The sequence below is a fragment of the Escherichia sp. MOD1-EC4550 genome (assembly GCF_963876935.1).
GTDB classification, from domain to species: domain Bacteria; phylum Pseudomonadota; class Gammaproteobacteria; order Enterobacterales; family Enterobacteriaceae; genus Escherichia; species Escherichia coli_F.
Map to the genome: position 1 here is coordinate 267,554 of NZ_CAWNSE010000015.1, position 15,440 is coordinate 282,993.

Annotated in this window: 16 protein-coding genes; 11 read left to right on the forward strand and 5 right to left on the reverse strand. The window is 50.1% G+C overall.

Translation table 11 applies throughout. The features are described from left to right. The first annotated feature begins 41 nt into the window (after positions 1-41). Genes aspS through ruvC form a run of 4 tightly spaced genes read left to right on the forward strand, consistent with a single transcriptional unit; the run spans position 42 to position 3,584 of the window. Positions 42-1,814 carry an aspartate--tRNA ligase gene (gene aspS / locus AACU19_RS12990; protein ID WP_001258663.1) on the forward strand — a complete coding sequence of 591 codons (1,773 nt, stop codon included), beginning with the start codon at positions 42-44 and terminating at the stop codon, positions 1,812-1,814. Next, entirely contained in the window at positions 1,807-2,259 is a 453-nt protein-coding gene (nudB, locus tag AACU19_RS12995) for a dihydroneopterin triphosphate diphosphatase (protein ID WP_077626310.1), read from the forward strand. Before aspS ends, nudB begins: the two co-directional genes overlap by 8 nt. Positions 2,260-2,287: 28 nt before the next feature. Continuing rightward, the gene (locus AACU19_RS13000; protein WP_000907234.1) at positions 2,288-3,028 is read left to right on the forward strand and encodes a YebC/PmpR family DNA-binding transcriptional regulator; all 741 of its coding nucleotides are present in this window, start codon (positions 2,288-2,290) and stop codon (positions 3,026-3,028) included. 34 nt (positions 3,029-3,062) lie between these two features. Next, positions 3,063-3,584 (forward strand): crossover junction endodeoxyribonuclease RuvC, encoded by a 522-nt coding sequence (gene ruvC / locus AACU19_RS13005; RefSeq protein WP_001295503.1) that lies wholly within the window; start codon positions 3,063-3,065, stop codon positions 3,582-3,584. 1 nt (position 3,585) lies between these two features. Here ruvC and AACU19_RS13010 read toward each other — a convergent pair whose 3' ends face one another. After that, positions 3,586-4,149: a YebB family permuted papain-like enzyme gene (locus AACU19_RS13010; RefSeq protein WP_241957779.1), complete on the reverse strand. Its 564-nt coding sequence runs from the start codon at positions 4,147-4,149 to the stop codon at positions 3,586-3,588. Between AACU19_RS13010 and AACU19_RS13015 the strand changes: the two genes are divergently transcribed. The 4 genes from AACU19_RS13015 to ruvB all read left to right on the forward strand — a co-directional run bounded on the left by AACU19_RS13015 (position 4,057) and on the right by ruvB (position 7,526). Then, positions 4,057-5,106, forward strand: a complete 1,050-nt coding sequence (locus AACU19_RS13015; protein WP_235841535.1) for a hypothetical protein — start codon at positions 4,057-4,059, stop codon at positions 5,104-5,106. The two genes, AACU19_RS13010 and AACU19_RS13015, sit on opposite strands and share 93 nt — an antisense overlap. Positions 5,107-5,143: 37 nt before the next feature. Further along, positions 5,144-5,728 (forward strand): hypothetical protein, encoded by a 585-nt coding sequence (locus AACU19_RS13020; protein ID WP_105278995.1) that lies wholly within the window; start codon positions 5,144-5,146, stop codon positions 5,726-5,728. Between the two features lie 167 nt (positions 5,729-5,895). Continuing rightward, a complete protein-coding gene (gene ruvA / locus AACU19_RS13025) occupies positions 5,896-6,507 on the forward strand; it encodes a Holliday junction branch migration protein RuvA (RefSeq protein WP_000580323.1) in 612 nt (203 codons plus the stop codon). Positions 6,508-6,515: 8 nt separating this feature from the next. After that, positions 6,516-7,526, forward strand: a complete 1,011-nt coding sequence (gene ruvB / locus AACU19_RS13030; protein ID WP_105278996.1) for a Holliday junction branch migration DNA helicase RuvB — start codon at positions 6,516-6,518, stop codon at positions 7,524-7,526. Positions 7,527-7,671: 145 nt separating this feature from the next. On the opposite strand, the gene znuB is transcribed toward ruvB, so the two are convergent. Next, the gene (gene znuB / locus AACU19_RS13035; RefSeq protein ID WP_105278997.1) at positions 7,672-8,457 is read right to left on the reverse strand and encodes a zinc ABC transporter permease subunit ZnuB; all 786 of its coding nucleotides are present in this window, start codon (positions 8,455-8,457) and stop codon (positions 7,672-7,674) included. Next, positions 8,454-9,209: a zinc ABC transporter ATP-binding protein ZnuC gene (znuC, locus tag AACU19_RS13040; protein WP_105278998.1), complete on the reverse strand. Its 756-nt coding sequence runs from the start codon at positions 9,207-9,209 to the stop codon at positions 8,454-8,456. Before znuC ends, znuB begins: the two co-directional genes overlap by 4 nt. A 78-nt stretch (positions 9,210-9,287) precedes the next feature. On the opposite strand from znuC, the gene znuA reads away from it, so the two are divergent. The 3 genes from znuA to lpxM all read left to right on the forward strand — a co-directional run bounded on the left by znuA (position 9,288) and on the right by lpxM (position 12,649). Further along, on the forward strand, positions 9,288-10,220 hold the full coding sequence (znuA, locus tag AACU19_RS13045) for a zinc ABC transporter substrate-binding protein ZnuA (RefSeq protein WP_105279009.1): 933 nt from the start codon (positions 9,288-9,290) through the stop codon (positions 10,218-10,220). A 15-nt stretch (positions 10,221-10,235) separates the two neighbouring features. Then, a complete protein-coding gene (gene mepM / locus AACU19_RS13050; RefSeq protein ID WP_001184045.1) occupies positions 10,236-11,558 on the forward strand; it encodes a murein DD-endopeptidase MepM in 1,323 nt (440 codons plus the stop codon). 119 nt (positions 11,559-11,677) lie between these two features. Then, positions 11,678-12,649: a lauroyl-Kdo(2)-lipid IV(A) myristoyltransferase gene (lpxM, locus tag AACU19_RS13055; protein ID WP_000448381.1), complete on the forward strand. Its 972-nt coding sequence runs from the start codon at positions 11,678-11,680 to the stop codon at positions 12,647-12,649. A gap of 131 nt (positions 12,650-12,780) precedes the next feature. Here lpxM and pyk read toward each other — a convergent pair whose 3' ends face one another. Continuing rightward, positions 12,781-14,223 (reverse strand): pyruvate kinase, encoded by a 1,443-nt coding sequence (pyk, locus tag AACU19_RS13060; protein WP_000091148.1) that lies wholly within the window; start codon positions 14,221-14,223, stop codon positions 12,781-12,783. Between the two features lie 127 nt (positions 14,224-14,350). Continuing rightward, positions 14,351-15,220 carry a DNA-binding transcriptional regulator HexR gene (gene hexR, locus AACU19_RS13065; RefSeq protein WP_001056701.1) on the reverse strand — a complete coding sequence of 290 codons (870 nt, stop codon included), beginning with the start codon at positions 15,218-15,220 and terminating at the stop codon, positions 14,351-14,353. Between the last annotated feature and the right edge of the window lie 220 nt (positions 15,221-15,440).

The following is a 15,440-nucleotide window of genomic DNA, read 5'->3' on the forward strand; positions in this document are numbered from 1 at the left end:
AGCAGGGGGCATCCGCCGGCAGCTAAGTTAAGGGATATCTCATGCGTACAGAATATTGTGGACAGCTCCGTTTGTCCCACGTGGGGCAGCAGGTGACTCTGTGTGGTTGGGTCAACCGTCGTCGTGATCTTGGTAGCCTGATCTTCATCGATATGCGCGACCGCGAAGGTATCGTGCAGGTATTTTTCGATCCGGATCGTGCGGACGCGTTAAAGCTGGCCTCTGAACTGCGTAATGAGTTCTGCATTCAGGTCACGGGCACCGTACGTGCGCGTGACGAAAAAAATATCAACCGCGATATGGCGACCGGCGAAATCGAAGTGCTGGCCTCCTCGCTGACCATCATCAACCGCGCAGACGTTCTGCCGCTTGACTCTAACCACGTCAACACCGAAGAAGCGCGACTGAAATACCGCTACCTCGACCTGCGTCGTCCGGAAATGGCTCAGCGCCTGAAAACCCGCGCTAAAATCACCAGCCTGGTGCGCCGTTTTATGGATGACCACGGCTTCCTCGACATCGAAACTCCGATGCTGACCAAAGCCACGCCGGAAGGCGCGCGTGACTACCTGGTGCCTTCTCGTGTGCACAAAGGGAAATTCTACGCACTGCCGCAGTCTCCGCAGCTGTTCAAACAGCTGCTGATGATGTCTGGTTTTGACCGCTACTATCAGATTGTAAAATGCTTCCGTGACGAAGACCTGCGTGCTGATCGTCAGCCTGAATTCACCCAGATCGATGTGGAAACCTCTTTCATGACCGCGCCGCAAGTGCGTGAAGTGATGGAAGCGCTGGTACGCCATTTGTGGCTGGAAGTGAAGGGCGTGGATCTCGGTGATTTCCCTGTAATGACCTTTGCGGAAGCAGAACGCCGTTATGGTTCTGATAAACCGGATCTGCGTAACCCGATGGAACTGACTGACGTTGCTGATCTGCTGAAATCCGTTGAGTTCGCGGTATTCGCAGGTCCGGCGAACGATCCGAAAGGCCGCGTTGCCGCTCTGCGTGTTCCGGGTGGCGCATCGCTGACCCGTAAGCAGATCGACGAATACGGTAACTTCGTTAAAATCTACGGCGCGAAAGGTCTGGCGTACATCAAAGTTAACGAACGTGCGAAAGGTCTGGAAGGTATCAACAGCCCGGTAGCGAAGTTCCTCAACGCTGAAATCATCGAAGCCATCCTGGATCGTACTGCCGCGCAAGATGGCGATATGATTTTCTTCGGTGCTGATAACAAGAAAATTGTTGCCGACGCGATGGGCGCATTGCGTCTGAAAGTGGGTAAAGACCTTGGTCTGACCGACGAAAGCAAATGGGCACCGCTGTGGGTTATCGACTTCCCGATGTTTGAAGACGACGGTGAAGGCGGCCTGACGGCAATGCACCATCCGTTCACCTCACCGAAAGACATGACGGCGGCAGAGTTGAAAGCTGCACCGGAAAATGCGGTGGCGAACGCTTACGATATGGTCATCAATGGTTACGAAGTGGGCGGTGGTTCTGTGCGTATCCATAATGGGGATATGCAGCAGACGGTGTTTGGTATTCTGGGGATCAACGAAGAGGAACAGCGCGAGAAATTCGGCTTCCTGCTCGACGCCCTGAAATACGGTACTCCGCCGCACGCAGGTCTGGCATTCGGTCTTGACCGTCTGACCATGCTGCTGACCGGTACCGACAACATCCGTGACGTTATCGCCTTCCCGAAAACCACGGCGGCAGCGTGTCTGATGACCGAAGCGCCAAGCTTTGCTAACCCGACTGCTCTGTCCGAGCTGAGCATTCAGGTTGTGAAGAAGGCAGAGAATAATTGATATGACTTATAAGCGTCCCGTTTCTATTCTGGTGGTTATTTATGCGCAAGATACGAAACGGGTGCTGATGTTACAGCGGCGTGATGATCCCGATTTCTGGCAGTCGGTAACCGGCAGCGTGGAAGAGGGGGAAACCGCGCCGCAAGCCGCCATGCGCGAAGTAAAGGAAGAGGTCACCATTGATGTTGTCGCTGAACAACTGACCTTAATTGACTGTCAGCGCACGGTGGAGTTTGAAATTTTTTCACATTTACGTCATCGCTATGCGCCGGGCGTAACGCGTAATACGGAATCTTGGTTCTGTCTTGCACTCCCGCACGAGCGCCAGATCGTTTTCACTGAACATCTGGCCTACAAGTGGCTTGATGCGCATGCTGCGGCGGCGCTCACAAAGTCATGGAGCAACCGGCAGGCGATTGAACAGTTTGTAATTAACGCTGCCTGAACAGGCAGGGCTACCTGGAGATATTTTTATGGCAGGTCATAGTAAATGGGCCAACACCAGACATCGTAAAGCTGCGCAGGATGCTAAGCGCGGTAAAATCTTCACTAAAATCATTCGTGAGCTGGTAACCGCGGCTAAGTTGGGCGGTGGCGATCCGGATGCTAACCCGCGTCTGCGAGCAGCTATTGATAAAGCACTGTCTAACAACATGACCCGTGACACCCTGAACCGCGCAATTGCCCGTGGTGTGGGTGGTGATGATGATGCAAACATGGAAACCATCATCTACGAAGGTTACGGTCCTGGCGGCACGGCAATCATGATTGAATGTCTGTCTGATAACCGCAACCGTACCGTTGCTGAAGTGCGTCACGCATTCAGCAAATGTGGCGGTAACCTCGGTACTGATGGTTCCGTAGCCTATCTGTTCAGCAAAAAAGGCGTGATCTCCTTCGAGAAAGGCGATGAAGACACCATCATGGAAGCAGCACTGGAAGCAGGTGCTGAAGACGTTGTGACCTATGATGACGGCGCGATTGATGTCTACACTGCATGGGAAGAAATGGGTAAAGTACGCGACGCTCTGGAAGCTGCAGGTCTGAAAGCAGACAGCGCGGAAGTTTCCATGATCCCGTCCACCAAAGCTGATATGGATGCAGAAACCGCACCGAAACTGATGCGTCTGATCGATATGCTGGAAGATTGCGACGACGTGCAGGAAGTCTACCATAACGGTGAAATCTCTGATGAGGTTGCAGCGACTCTCTGATGAGGCCTGCTAAACAGCAAAACGGAGACGCGTGATGGCTATTATTCTCGGCATTGACCCGGGTTCGCGCGTGACCGGCTATGGCGTCATCCGCCAGGTGGGCAGGCAGCTGTCCTACCTGGGTAGCGGATGTATACGCACCAAAGTAGATGATTTACCGTCTCGTCTTAAGCTCATCTATGCGGGCGTGACGGAAATCATCACCCAGTTCCAGCCTGATTATTTCGCCATTGAACAAGTCTTTATGGCTAAAAATGCCGACTCGGCCCTGAAGCTGGGGCAGGCGCGTGGCGTGGCGATTGTGGCGGCGGTGAATCAGGAATTACCGGTATTTGAATACGCGGCACGTCAGGTAAAACAAACGGTGGTAGGTATTGGTAGTGCCGAAAAAAGCCAGGTGCAGCATATGGTCCGCACTTTGCTGAAACTGCCCGCTAACCCGCAGGCGGACGCCGCCGATGCGCTGGCAATTGCCATCACCCACTGCCACGTTAGTCAGAATGCGATGCAGATGAGCGAATCGCGGCTGAACCTGGCGAGAGGGCGACTGCGTTAAGTTATACCGCCTCGGTCAATTCAGGCTGAGGCGTTCCTACTCCCTCCGCATGAATCAACACCAAACCCGGATGATGCCACAAACTGGCTGGCGTGACGGTTTTACGCTCCCACGGAATCGAACCTAAAAACCAGAATTTCCAGAAAGTGAGTTTTGCATTCGGATTGCTGTTTAGCAGTTCTCCAAACGTCTCAATTTCACCCACCGGGATACATAGCGCCTCTTTATAAATATCAAAAACGAATTTTGAACAGAACTGGCGGGAAGATTCGTATTTAAAACCGGTGTGGTAGAACTTATGCAACCGGGCAGGGACCTTTTCGACAAGAGCAAGTTTCTGCTCTGCGGTTAAACCTCCTGCCAGGCGGCGAACACCGTAGCGTTGATCGGTCGACCGTTCAATAAATCGTGACAAAGTTGTGATTGTGGAGAGCGGAACTCGACTCTCCGCAACCAGGTAATCATCACCGTCATGTCCGATGATTATCCCCACATGGTTGCTCCAGCATTTCGAGGCTGCAGAGATTTGCCCAAACAGGCGAGCACCGATGCAGGTAAAAACAATATCACCGGTTTCATATTTAGCTGGGTAATTTATTTTCACTATATCAATCCATTATTTATATATAAAACAGCATCTATCTTTCGTGATGGTAAAGCATTAGCATTGTATTGTAATAATGACAAGGAATGTTTTATGCGGTTATTTATTAATGTGATAATTATAGTTTCGATCAGTCAATGCGTGAATGTATTTGCTCAAGATAATGTCATTCGCTATCCCTGGCGATATGGACGTATTTCTTTAAATGAGAATAATGAGTTTGTGCCTCAAATTATTCATATGCGTGATGATATCTACGGCGTGGGTGAAGCTGGTGCAAGCCTTAACGATGCGAGAATGGCGCAAAGTGGTGTCACCGTGAGGCTTAGCGTTATACAGCAGGGGCAGGTGGTGAATGCTTTACTGGATTTCTACAATAGCAATAATCAACCTGCTTATATCTTTGAAGGTGGTTTGATGCCTTGCAATAAAGCCTTTGACATCACAACAAGCAACATTGTCCTTGATGGGATGTGTGGAATTTATGATGGGGTCGATGGCTGGCAAGTTATTCCTGCGGGTGATCATTATAAAGAATCATTTTCACTCACTCAGGCTTTTGAATTTCTGCCGGGAAAACATCATTATAAAATTAATGCCGGAAGTTTTATCATCAGAGTGGGGGATGATATTTTTGCAAGAGAGGACGCCGAAAGCATTCTTTTTGATTTGATTAACTGGCGATATGGCTATGTGCTAAAAAGTTATGAAAGGGTGTCGAAGGGGGATTTGATGGCAGGATATTATGCTCTGTATGAATACTCAGGCGCTGACATAATTGATGAGTATGATATTTACTCAAACCAGGTCTCGATTGATCTTAATGGTGACGAGTTAGCGCATACGGAGTCATATCAGTGGCGTATTGATAGTGGAATGATCCCGCAAAAATTCAGCGTTCAGGGACTCGCTGAATGATTAGTCCTCTACCTGCTTGCCAGATACAGAGGCGCGGATGAATTTATCAAGCGTATTCAATCAGCTTTTAATCTCATTTGCTCTTGCCGGGACGTTGATATTAAGCACCTATCTCATGGAAGCTCACTACCCACGTTTCAGGAAGCCAATTGCGCTCTTTTACTTCTTTTTAGCGATTTATACCAGTTATGCTGCCGTTCTGGAGTATGAGTACCACCGCAATAGCTTGACTACGCTCGCAAAAGTTTCTTCGGTTCGTTATACCAGTAATTTTGAGCGTAGCGCCTCGCACTCCTGCAATTTACTGCGGGGAGGAAGGATTGATTGCACGGGGCTGTATGCCTATGACCTGACCTGGCAGATTGACGGTAAGACCTGGAATTTGCATGTTGAGGACAAGCGTATAAAACCAGGAATCACCATGTGCGTGAAGGTTGTAAAAGATCGCCCCGCCATCGGGAAACCCTGTGAAAACGTGTTTTTCAATATCAGCCCTTTGCCGATTCTGATAGCTATATGGGCAATAAGCGCATTTATATTTGCGGTCTTACTCCTTCACCAACTAAAAAAATGCCGCGAATGGAAGCACGCCAGCAAGGAACGTGGAAAAATTGGCCATTAGAAGTCAAAGAAAGAGTGCGATGTAAGGTGATTCATAGAAAATTTCAGATACCGTGAGCCAAAGGATTATCAGTTCTGAAATGATTTAATATCATCCCTCGCTGGATATCTATCCAGCATTTTTTTATCATACAGCATTATCTTTGATTCATTACGCAGGAGCGTCATGTGATAGGCAGACTCAGAGGCATCATCATTGAAAAACAACCCCCGCTGGTATTAATTGAAGTGGGCGGCGTAGGCTATGAAGTGCATATGCCGATGACCTGTTTTTATGAACTCCCTGAAGCGGGTCAGGAAGCGATCGTTTTCACCCACTTTGTGGTGCGTGAAGACGCGCAACTGCTGTACGGTTTTAACAATAAACAAGAGCGCACGTTGTTCAAAGAGTTGATCAAAACCAACGGCGTTGGGCCTAAACTGGCATTGGCAATCCTCTCCGGAATGTCAGCGCAGCAGTTCGTTAATGCCGTTGAGCGTGAAGAAGTGGGGGCTCTGGTGAAACTGCCGGGTATTGGCAAAAAAACCGCCGAACGCTTGATTGTCGAAATGAAAGACCGATTTAAAGGTTTACATGGCGATCTCTTTACGCCAGCTGCCGACCTGGTACTCACGTCACCTGCGAGCCCGGCGACCGACGATGCTGAACAGGAAGCGGTTGCCGCGCTGGTGGCGCTGGGCTATAAACCACAAGAAGCAAGCCGCATGGTGAGCAAAATCGCTCGCCCTGACGCCAGCAGTGAAACATTAATTCGCGAAGCCCTGCGCGCCGCGTTATGAGGTAAAGGATGATTGAAGCAGACCGTCTGATTTCTGCCGGTACCACTTTGCCGGAAGATGTGGCAGATCGCGCCATTCGCCCCAAATTACTGGAAGAGTATGTTGGTCAACCGCAGGTTCGTTCACAGATGGAGATTTTCATCAAAGCAGCGAAACTGCGCGGCGATGCCCTCGATCATCTGTTGATTTTTGGTCCTCCGGGGTTGGGTAAAACTACGCTTGCCAACATTGTCGCCAATGAAATGGGCGTGAATTTACGCACGACTTCTGGTCCAGTGCTGGAAAAGGCGGGCGATCTGGCCGCGATGCTCACTAACCTTGAACCGCATGACGTGCTGTTTATTGATGAGATCCACCGTCTTTCGCCAGTGGTGGAAGAGGTGTTGTATCCGGCAATGGAAGACTACCAACTGGATATTATGATTGGTGAAGGTCCGGCGGCACGCTCCATTAAAATTGACTTGCCGCCGTTTACTCTGATTGGTGCAACCACGCGCGCAGGTTCGCTGACATCACCGTTGCGCGATCGTTTTGGTATTGTGCAGCGTCTGGAGTTTTATCAGGTGCCGGATCTGCAATATATTGTCAGTCGCAGCGCACGCTTTATGGGGCTTGAGATGAGTGATGACGGCGCGCTGGAAGTTGCTCGTCGCGCTCGCGGTACTCCACGCATTGCCAACCGTCTGCTGCGTCGAGTGCGTGACTTCGCCGAAGTGAAGCACGATGGCACCATCTCGGCGGATATCGCCGCCCGGGCACTGGATATGCTGAATGTTGATGCTGAAGGTTTCGATTATATGGACCGCAAATTGTTGCTGGCGGTAATCGATAAGTTCTTTGGTGGGCCGGTAGGTCTGGATAACCTGGCGGCAGCCATTGGCGAAGAACGTGAAACCATTGAGGATGTACTGGAACCTTATTTGATTCAGCAAGGCTTTTTGCAGCGTACACCGCGCGGGCGTATGGCGACAGTGCGGGCGTGGAACCACTTCGGAATTACGCCGCCAGAAATGCCGTAAGTCGGATAAGGCATTCAAGCCTAATCCGACAATTGTGCAAAGTGCCTGATGCGACGCTGTACGCGTTTTATCAGGCCCTGTCAGAAATAACGATACCGTAAGTCGGATAAGACGTTCACATCGCATCCGACATTTTAGGTTTAAATTAGATGGCCTGCTTTTTCATCATACTGATAATAAATAACAGTGCCGCACATAGCACTACCGACGGACCCGCCGGCGTATCGTAAAATGCGGAAAAGGTTAAACCGCCAGTTACTGCCACCATTCCCACCAAAACAGCGACACCGGCCATCTGTTCCGGCGTGCGGGCAAAGCGACGCGCTGTAGCTGCAGGAATAATCAGCAGCGAAGTAATAATCAACGCGCCGACAAATTTCATCGCTACACCAATCGTCAATGCTGTCACCAGCATCAACAACAATTTCACGCGCTGTAATTTCACACCATCAACAAACGCCAGATCAGGGCTAATCGTCATTGACAGCAAATTGCGCCATTGCCAGAACAGAATCGCCACCACGATGACCACGCCAATCGCAATAGAGATGAGATCTTCTGGCGTCACTGCCAGCAAATCACCGAACAGGTAAGCCATCAAATCAACACGAATGTTAGACATCAGACTAACGACCACCAGGCCCAGCGACAGGGCACTGTGCGCCATAATCCCTAATAACGTGTCGATCGCCAGCTGTGGGCGCTTCTCCAGCCATACCAGACCGCCCGCCAGCAGCAGCGTAACGGCAATTACCGCATAGAATGGATTCACGTCCAGCAACAAACCAAACGCGACGCCAAGTAATGAGGCATGAGCCAGTGTATCACCGAAATAAGACATACGACGCCAGACCACAAACGAACCCAGCGGACCCGCGGCACAGGCGAGCATGATCCCGGCTAACCAACCAGGAAATAATAATTCAATCATGAGCGATCATTTCCCCGACGCAAAACAATTCGTCCCTGTAAATCGTGACGATGATTATGATGATGGCGATAGATACCCAGTTGTTCAGCACCACGAGGACCAAACATAGAAATAAACTCCGGATGCAGGGAAACAACTTCCGGTGTGCCGGAACAACAAATGTCGTGATTCAGGCAAAGCACTTCATCGGTTTTTGCCATTACCAGATGCAGATCGTGAGAGACCATTAAAACGCCACAATCCAGTTCGCGACGCAACTGGTCAATAAGGTCATATAACGCCACCTGACCATTCACATCCACGCCCTGAGTGGGTTCATCCAGCACTAATAATTGCGGTCGATTTAACAATGCTCGCGCTAACAATACACGCTGTGTTTCGCCACCCGAGAGCTTTTGCATCGGTGCGTTAATCAGATGCCCGGCCTGGACACGTTTCAGTGCAGGCAAAATATCTTCTTTATGTGTGCCAGGGCGTAAGCGTAAAAATCGATTTACGGTCAGTGGCAATGTGGTGTCGAGATACAGCTTCTGCGGTACGTAGCCGATGCGCAGTTTTCCGTTGCGCTTGATAACCCCTTCATCGGGTGTTACCAGTCCGAGCACTACCCGTACCAGTGTCGACTTACCTGCGCCATTTGGCCCAAGTAAAGTTAAAATTTTTCCAGGTTTAAGTTCCAGCGACACATCAGAGAGGACGCGGCGTTGGCCGAAAGAAACCGAGACATTTTCCAGGGAAACCAGACTTGTCATGTTAATTTTAGTCTTGCAGTAGTCATGAAATGTTATAATATCACACTTCTCATATTCATTACGATGATTGGTCGCATTATGTTACATAAAAAAACGCTTCTTTTCGCAGCATTATCTGCCGCTCTCTGGGGCGGTGCAACACAGGCCGCAGATGCTGCCGTTGTCGCTTCGATTAAACCCGTTGGGTTCATCGCTTCTGCCATTGCTGATGGGGTAACAGAAACGGAGGTTTTACTACCTGACGGCGCTTCAGAACATGATTATTCACTGCGTCCATCAGATGTAAAACGCTTACAGAACGCGGACTTAGTCGTTTGGGTTGGCCCGGAGATGGAAGCGTTCATGCAAAAACCGGTAAGTAAATTACCTGAAGCGAAACAGGTAACGATTGCGCAGCTAGAGAATGTGAAACCGCTGCTGATGAAAAGTATTCACGGCGATGATGATGATCACGACCACGCGGAAAAAAGTGACGAAGATCACCATCACGGCGATTTCAACATGCATCTTTGGCTTTCCCCAGAGATAGCGCGGGCTACAGCGGTTGCAATCCATGGAAAATTAGTGGAACTTATGCCGCAAAGTCGAGCCAAACTTGACGCCAACCTGAAGGATTTTGAGGCACAATTAGCCTCAACCGAAAAGCAGGTTGGTAACGAGCTCGCGCCGCTCAAGGGGAAAGGTTATTTCGTTTTTCACGATGCTTACGGCTATTTCGAAAAACAGTTCGGACTGACACCGCTTGGTCATTTTACCGTTAACCCTGAGATTCAACCTGGCGCGCAGCGTTTACATGAAATAAGAACACAGTTGGTTGAGCAAAAAGCAACCTGCGTTTTTGCTGAGCCACAGTTCAGGCCAGCGGTCGTTGAGAGCGTCGCACGAGGGACATCCGTTCGTATGGGAACGTTGGATCCCCTGGGGACGAATATCAAACTGGGTAAAACAAGCTATTCAGAATTCCTGAATCAATTAGCCAACCAGTATGCGAGCTGCCTGAAAGGAGATTAATGAGGAAGTGATTACGTGCAACAGATAGCCCGCTCTGTCGCCCTGGCGTTTAATAATTTACCGCGACCACACCGCGTTATGTTGGGGTCGCTCACCGTTCTTACTCTGGCCGTCGCTGTCTGGCGGCCCTATGTTTATCACCGCGATGCCACGCCAATTGTCAAAACCATTGAGCTGGAACAGAACGAAATTCGTTCGCTCTTACCTGAAGCCAGTGAGCCGATTGATCAAGCTGCACAAGAAGATGAAGCCATTCCCCAGGATGAACTGGATGACAAAATCGCCGGTGAAGCGGGCGTGCATGAATATGTTGTTTCCACTGGCGATACGCTAAGCAGCATTCTCAATCAGTATGGTATTGATATGGGTGATATCACCCAACTGGCTGCTGCCGACAAAGAATTGCGTAACCTGAAAATCGGTCAACAACTCTCCTGGACATTAACCGCGGACGGCGAACTGCAGCGCCTCACCTGGGAAGTGTCTCGTCGGGAAACCCGAACCTATGACCGTACTGCCGCTAACGGTTTTAAAATGACCAGCGAAATGCAGCAAGGAGAGTGGGTCAACAATCTGCTGAAAGGTACCGTCGGGGGAAGCTTTGTTGCCAGCGCCAGAAACGCCGGTTTAACCAGCGCCGAAGTGAGCGCAGTGATTAAAGCCATGCAGTGGCAAATGGATTTCCGCAAACTGAAAAAAGGCGATGAATTTGCGGTGTTAATGTCACGAGAAATGCTTGATGGCAAACGTGAGCAAAGCCAGCTGCTGGGCGTACGTTTGCGTTCAGAAGGTAAAGATTATTACGCAATCCGCGCTGAAGATGGCAAATTCTACGATCGTAACGGTACTGGTCTGGCGAAAGGATTCTTGCGATTCCCGACGGCGAAACAGTTCCGTATCTCGTCTAACTTTAACCCGCGTCGTACTAATCCGGTGACTGGTCGTGTTGCGCCACACAGAGGTGTTGATTTCGCCATGCCACAGGGTACGCCGGTGCTTTCAGTGGGTGACGGTGAAGTGGTGGTTGCCAAACGCAGTGGCGCAGCAGGTTATTATGTGGCTATTCGTCATGGTCGCAGCTACACCACGCGTTATATGCACTTGCGTAAGATTCTGGTGAAACCAGGACAGAAGGTGAAACGTGGCGACCGTATCGCGCTTTCCGGTAATACCGGACGTTCAACCGGGCCGCATCTGCACTATGAAGTATGGATAAACCAGCAGGCCGTAAACCCGCTGACGGCAAAACTGCCGCGTACCGAAGGGCTGACCGGCTCCGATCGTCGCGAATTCCTGGCGCAGGCCAAAGAGATTGTGCCGCAGCTACGGTTTGATTAATTAACATCCATTCGCAGCCGGTACGCAGTCAGTACCGGCTTTTTTTATTTGGTGCGGGGCAAGTTGCGCCGCTACACTATCACCAGATTGATTTTTGCCTTATCCGAAACTGGAAAAGCATGGAAACGAAAAAAAATAATAGCGAATACATTCCTGAGTTTGATAAATCCTTTCGCCACCCGCGCTACTGGGGGGCATGGCTGGGCGTAGCAGCGATGGCGGGTATCGCTTTAACGCCGCCAAAGTTCCGTGATCCCATTCTGGCACGGCTGGGACGTTTTGCCGGACGACTGGGAAAAAGCTCACGCCGTCGTGCGTTAATAAATCTGTCGCTCTGCTTTCCAGAACGTAGTGAAGCTGAACGCGAAGCGATTGTTGATGAGATGTTTGCCACTGCGCCGCAAGCGATGGCAATGATGGCTGAGTTGGCAATACGCGGGCCAGAGAAAATTCAGCCGCGCGTTGACTGGCAAGGGCTGGAGATCATCGAAGAGATGCGGCGTAATAACGAGAAAGTGATCTTTCTGGTGCCGCACGGCTGGGCCGTCGATATCCCTGCCATGCTGATGGCCTCGCAAGGGCAGAAAATGGCAGCGATGTTCCATAATCAGGGTAACCCGGTTTTTGATTATGTCTGGAACACGGTGCGTCGTCGCTTTGGCGGTCGTCTGCATGCGAGAAATGATGGTATTAAGCCTTTCATCCAGTCGGTACGTCAGGGCTACTGGGGATATTATTTACCCGATCAGGATCATGGCCCCGAGCACAGTGAGTTTGTTGATTTCTTTGCCACCTATAAAGCGACGTTGCCCGCGATTGGTCGATTGATGAAAGTGTGCCGTGCGCGCGTTGTACCGCTGTTTCCAATTTATGATGGCAAGACGCATCGTCTGACGATTCAGGTGCGCCCACCGATGGATGATCTGTTAGAGGCGGATGACCATACGATTGCGCGGCGGATGAATGAAGAAGTCGAGATTTTTGTTGGTCCGCGACCAGAACAATACACCTGGATATTAAAATTGCTGAAAACTCGCAAACCGGGCGAAATCCAACCGTATAAGCGCAAAGATCTTTATCCCATCAAATAAAAAAAGCCTCTCGCGAGGAGAGGCTTCCGCCGTGTGATAAGTTCAAGTTTGCTTCAGAAGATTCGAAATCTGTTGAACTATCATTGAACTGTAGGCCGGATGAGGCGTTTTCGCCGCATCCGGCAACGTACTTACTCTACCGTTAAAATACGCGTGGTATTAGTAGAACCCACGGTACTCATCACGTCGCCCTGGGTGACAATCACCAGGTCACCAGACATCAAGTAACCTTTATCGCGCAGCAGATTAACCGCTTCGCTGGCAGCTGCGACGCCGTCATTGGCGCTATCAAAGTGCACCGGCGTAACGCCACGATAGAGAGCAGTCAGATTCAGCGTACGTTCATGGCGCGACATAGCGAAAATCGGCAGACCGGAGCTGATACGGGAGGTCATCAGAGCGGTACGACCCGATTCGGTCATAGTGATGATCGCCGTAACGCCTTTCAGGTGGTTAGCCGCGTACATTGCTGACATGGCGATAGCTTCTTCCACATTGTCGAACTGAACGTCCAGACGGTGTTTAGAAACGTTGATGCTCGGGATTTTTTCCGCACCCAGGCAAACACGCGCCATGGCTGCAACGGTTTCTGAAGGATACTGACCAGCAGCAGTTTCTGCAGACAGCATCACAGCGTCAGTACCATCCAGAACGGCGTTTGCTACGTCCATGACTTCTGCACGGGTCGGCATCGGGTTAGTAATCATTGACTCCATCATCTGGGTCGCAGTGATTACCGCGCGGTTTAACTGACGTGCACGACGGATCAACGCTTTCTGAATGCCGACCAGTTCCGGGTCGCCAATTTCCACACCGAGGTCGCCACGTGCAACCATTACCACATCAGAGGCGAGGATAATGTCATCCATTGCATCCTGGCTGCAAACGGCTTCCGCACGTTCAACTTTGGCGACAATTTTTGCATCACAACCTGCGTCGCGAGCCAGGCGGCGTGCATAGTTCAGATCTTCGCCGCAGCGCGGGAAGGAAACAGCCAGGTAATCTACGCCAATCAACGCCGCAGTCTTAATGTCTGCTTTGTCTTTTTCGGTCAGCGCTTCAGCCGACAAACCACCGCCGAGTTTGTTGATACCTTTATTGTTGGAGAGCGGACCGCCGACGGTCACTTCGGTGAATACTTTCATGCCTTGAACTTCCAGTACTTTTAACTGGACGCGACCATCGTCCAGCAGCAGGATGTCACCAGGCACGACGTCAGCAGGCAGGCCTTTGTAGTCGATACCGACTTTTTCTTTATCGCCTTCACCTTTACCCAGGTTGGCGTCGAGCAGGAATTTATCCCCAATATTGAGGAAAACTTTGCCTTCTTTAAAGGTGGATACACGGATTTTGGGCCCCTGGAGGTCACCCAGAATAGCCACATGACGCCCCAGTTTTGCGGCAATCTCACGAACTTTATCCGCGCGCATTTTGTGATCTTCAGGAGAGCCGTGAGAAAAGTTCATCCGTACAACGTTTGCACCCGCAGCGATAACTTTCTCAAGGTTATTATCGCGATCTGTTGCTGGGCCTAACGTGGTAACGATTTTTGTTCTGCGAAGCCTTCTGGACATGTAATACTCCGTTGACTGAAACAACCAGGTGTTGCTTGAACATGAAATCCGAATGAAATAACGCCGTTATGGCGATAAAGTAATCTCATTCGGATGTCGTATAAGATTAGAACAGTGACAGTCGTTTTTAGCGATCGTCACTTAAATTAAGTAACTGCTTATCAAAACGCGATTCCTTCAGCGCTTCCTTGACCCGCTTCAAGTTATCTCTGAATTTTGCACCGCGTCGCAAAGTAAAACCTGTTGCCAGCACATCTATCACGGTCAGCTGTGCAAGTCGAGAAACCATGGGCATATAAATGTCAGTATCTTCCGGTACATCGAGGGTAATTGCTAGCGTTGCTTCTCGGGCAAGCGGGGTACCCGCAGAGGTGAGGGCAATCACCATGGCGTCGTTTTCCCGTGCCAACTGCGCCAACTCGACCAGATTTTTTGTTCTTCCAGTGTGAGAAATCAGCACCACCACGTCTCCGTCGCTACAATTCATACAACTCATGCGTTGCAGCACGATATCATCGGAGTACACCACCGGAACATTAAAACGAAAGAACTTATTCATCGCATCGTGGGCAACGGCGGCAGAAGAGCCTAATCCAAAAAACGCGATTTTTTTGGCCTGAGTGAGCAAGTCGACGGCGCGGTTAACGGCAGATTTATCCAGTGAATGACGGACATGATCGAGCGTCGCCATTGCCGACTCAAATATTTTTCCCGTGTATGATTCAACGCTGTCATCTTCATTGACGTTGCGATTAACATAGGGGGTGCCATTCGCCAGACTTTGTGCCAGATGCAGTTTAAAATCAGGAAAACCGCGCGTGTCCATACTGCGACAGAAACGATTCACCGTCGGTTCACTAACATTGGCCTCCAGCGCCAGAGCAGCAATACTCGAATGGATCGCGTTATCGGGCGAAGCCAGAATGACCTCGGCAACTTTGCGCTCTGATTTGCTCAAATGTTCCAGCTGAGACTGGATTTTTTCCAGCATATTCATGATGTAAAGAGACTCACGGGTAATGACGATTTCCGCACTGAAAGAAATCGAAATGCAGTTTTGACAGATATTACGCCTGTGCGCTGTGTTAATGACAAAAGCAGATAAAAAAGTTGTTATTTTTTTTCATAACATGATCAGTGTCAGATTTTTACCCAATGGAAAACGATGATTTTTTTATCAGTTTTGCCGCACTTTGCGCGCTTTTACTGTAATCGCA

Coding starts and splice junctions, on each gene's coding strand:
- aspS (WP_001258663.1), top strand. CDS start 42: ATGCGTACAGAATATTGTGGACAGCTCCGTTTGTCCCACGTGGGGCAG.
- AACU19_RS13000 (WP_000907234.1), top strand. CDS start 2,288: ATGGCAGGTCATAGTAAATGGGCCAACACCAGACATCGTAAAGCTGCG.
- ruvC (WP_001295503.1), top strand. CDS start 3,063: ATGGCTATTATTCTCGGCATTGACCCGGGTTCGCGCGTGACCGGCTAT.
- AACU19_RS13015 (WP_235841535.1), top strand. CDS start 4,057: ATGTCCGATGATTATCCCCACATGGTTGCTCCAGCATTTCGAGGCTGC.
- AACU19_RS13020 (WP_105278995.1), top strand. CDS start 5,144: ATGAATTTATCAAGCGTATTCAATCAGCTTTTAATCTCATTTGCTCTT.
- ruvB (WP_105278996.1), top strand. CDS start 6,516: ATGATTGAAGCAGACCGTCTGATTTCTGCCGGTACCACTTTGCCGGAA.
- znuB (WP_105278997.1), bottom strand. CDS start 8,457: ATGATTGAATTATTATTTCCTGGTTGGTTAGCCGGGATCATGCTCGCC.
- znuC (WP_105278998.1), bottom strand. CDS start 9,209: ATGACAAGTCTGGTTTCCCTGGAAAATGTCTCGGTTTCTTTCGGCCAA.
- znuA (WP_105279009.1), top strand. CDS start 9,288: ATGTTACATAAAAAAACGCTTCTTTTCGCAGCATTATCTGCCGCTCTC.
- lpxM (WP_000448381.1), top strand. CDS start 11,678: ATGGAAACGAAAAAAAATAATAGCGAATACATTCCTGAGTTTGATAAA.
- pyk (WP_000091148.1), bottom strand. CDS start 14,223: ATGTCCAGAAGGCTTCGCAGAACAAAAATCGTTACCACGTTAGGCCCA.
- hexR (WP_001056701.1), bottom strand. CDS start 15,220: ATGAATATGCTGGAAAAAATCCAGTCTCAGCTGGAACATTTGAGCAAA.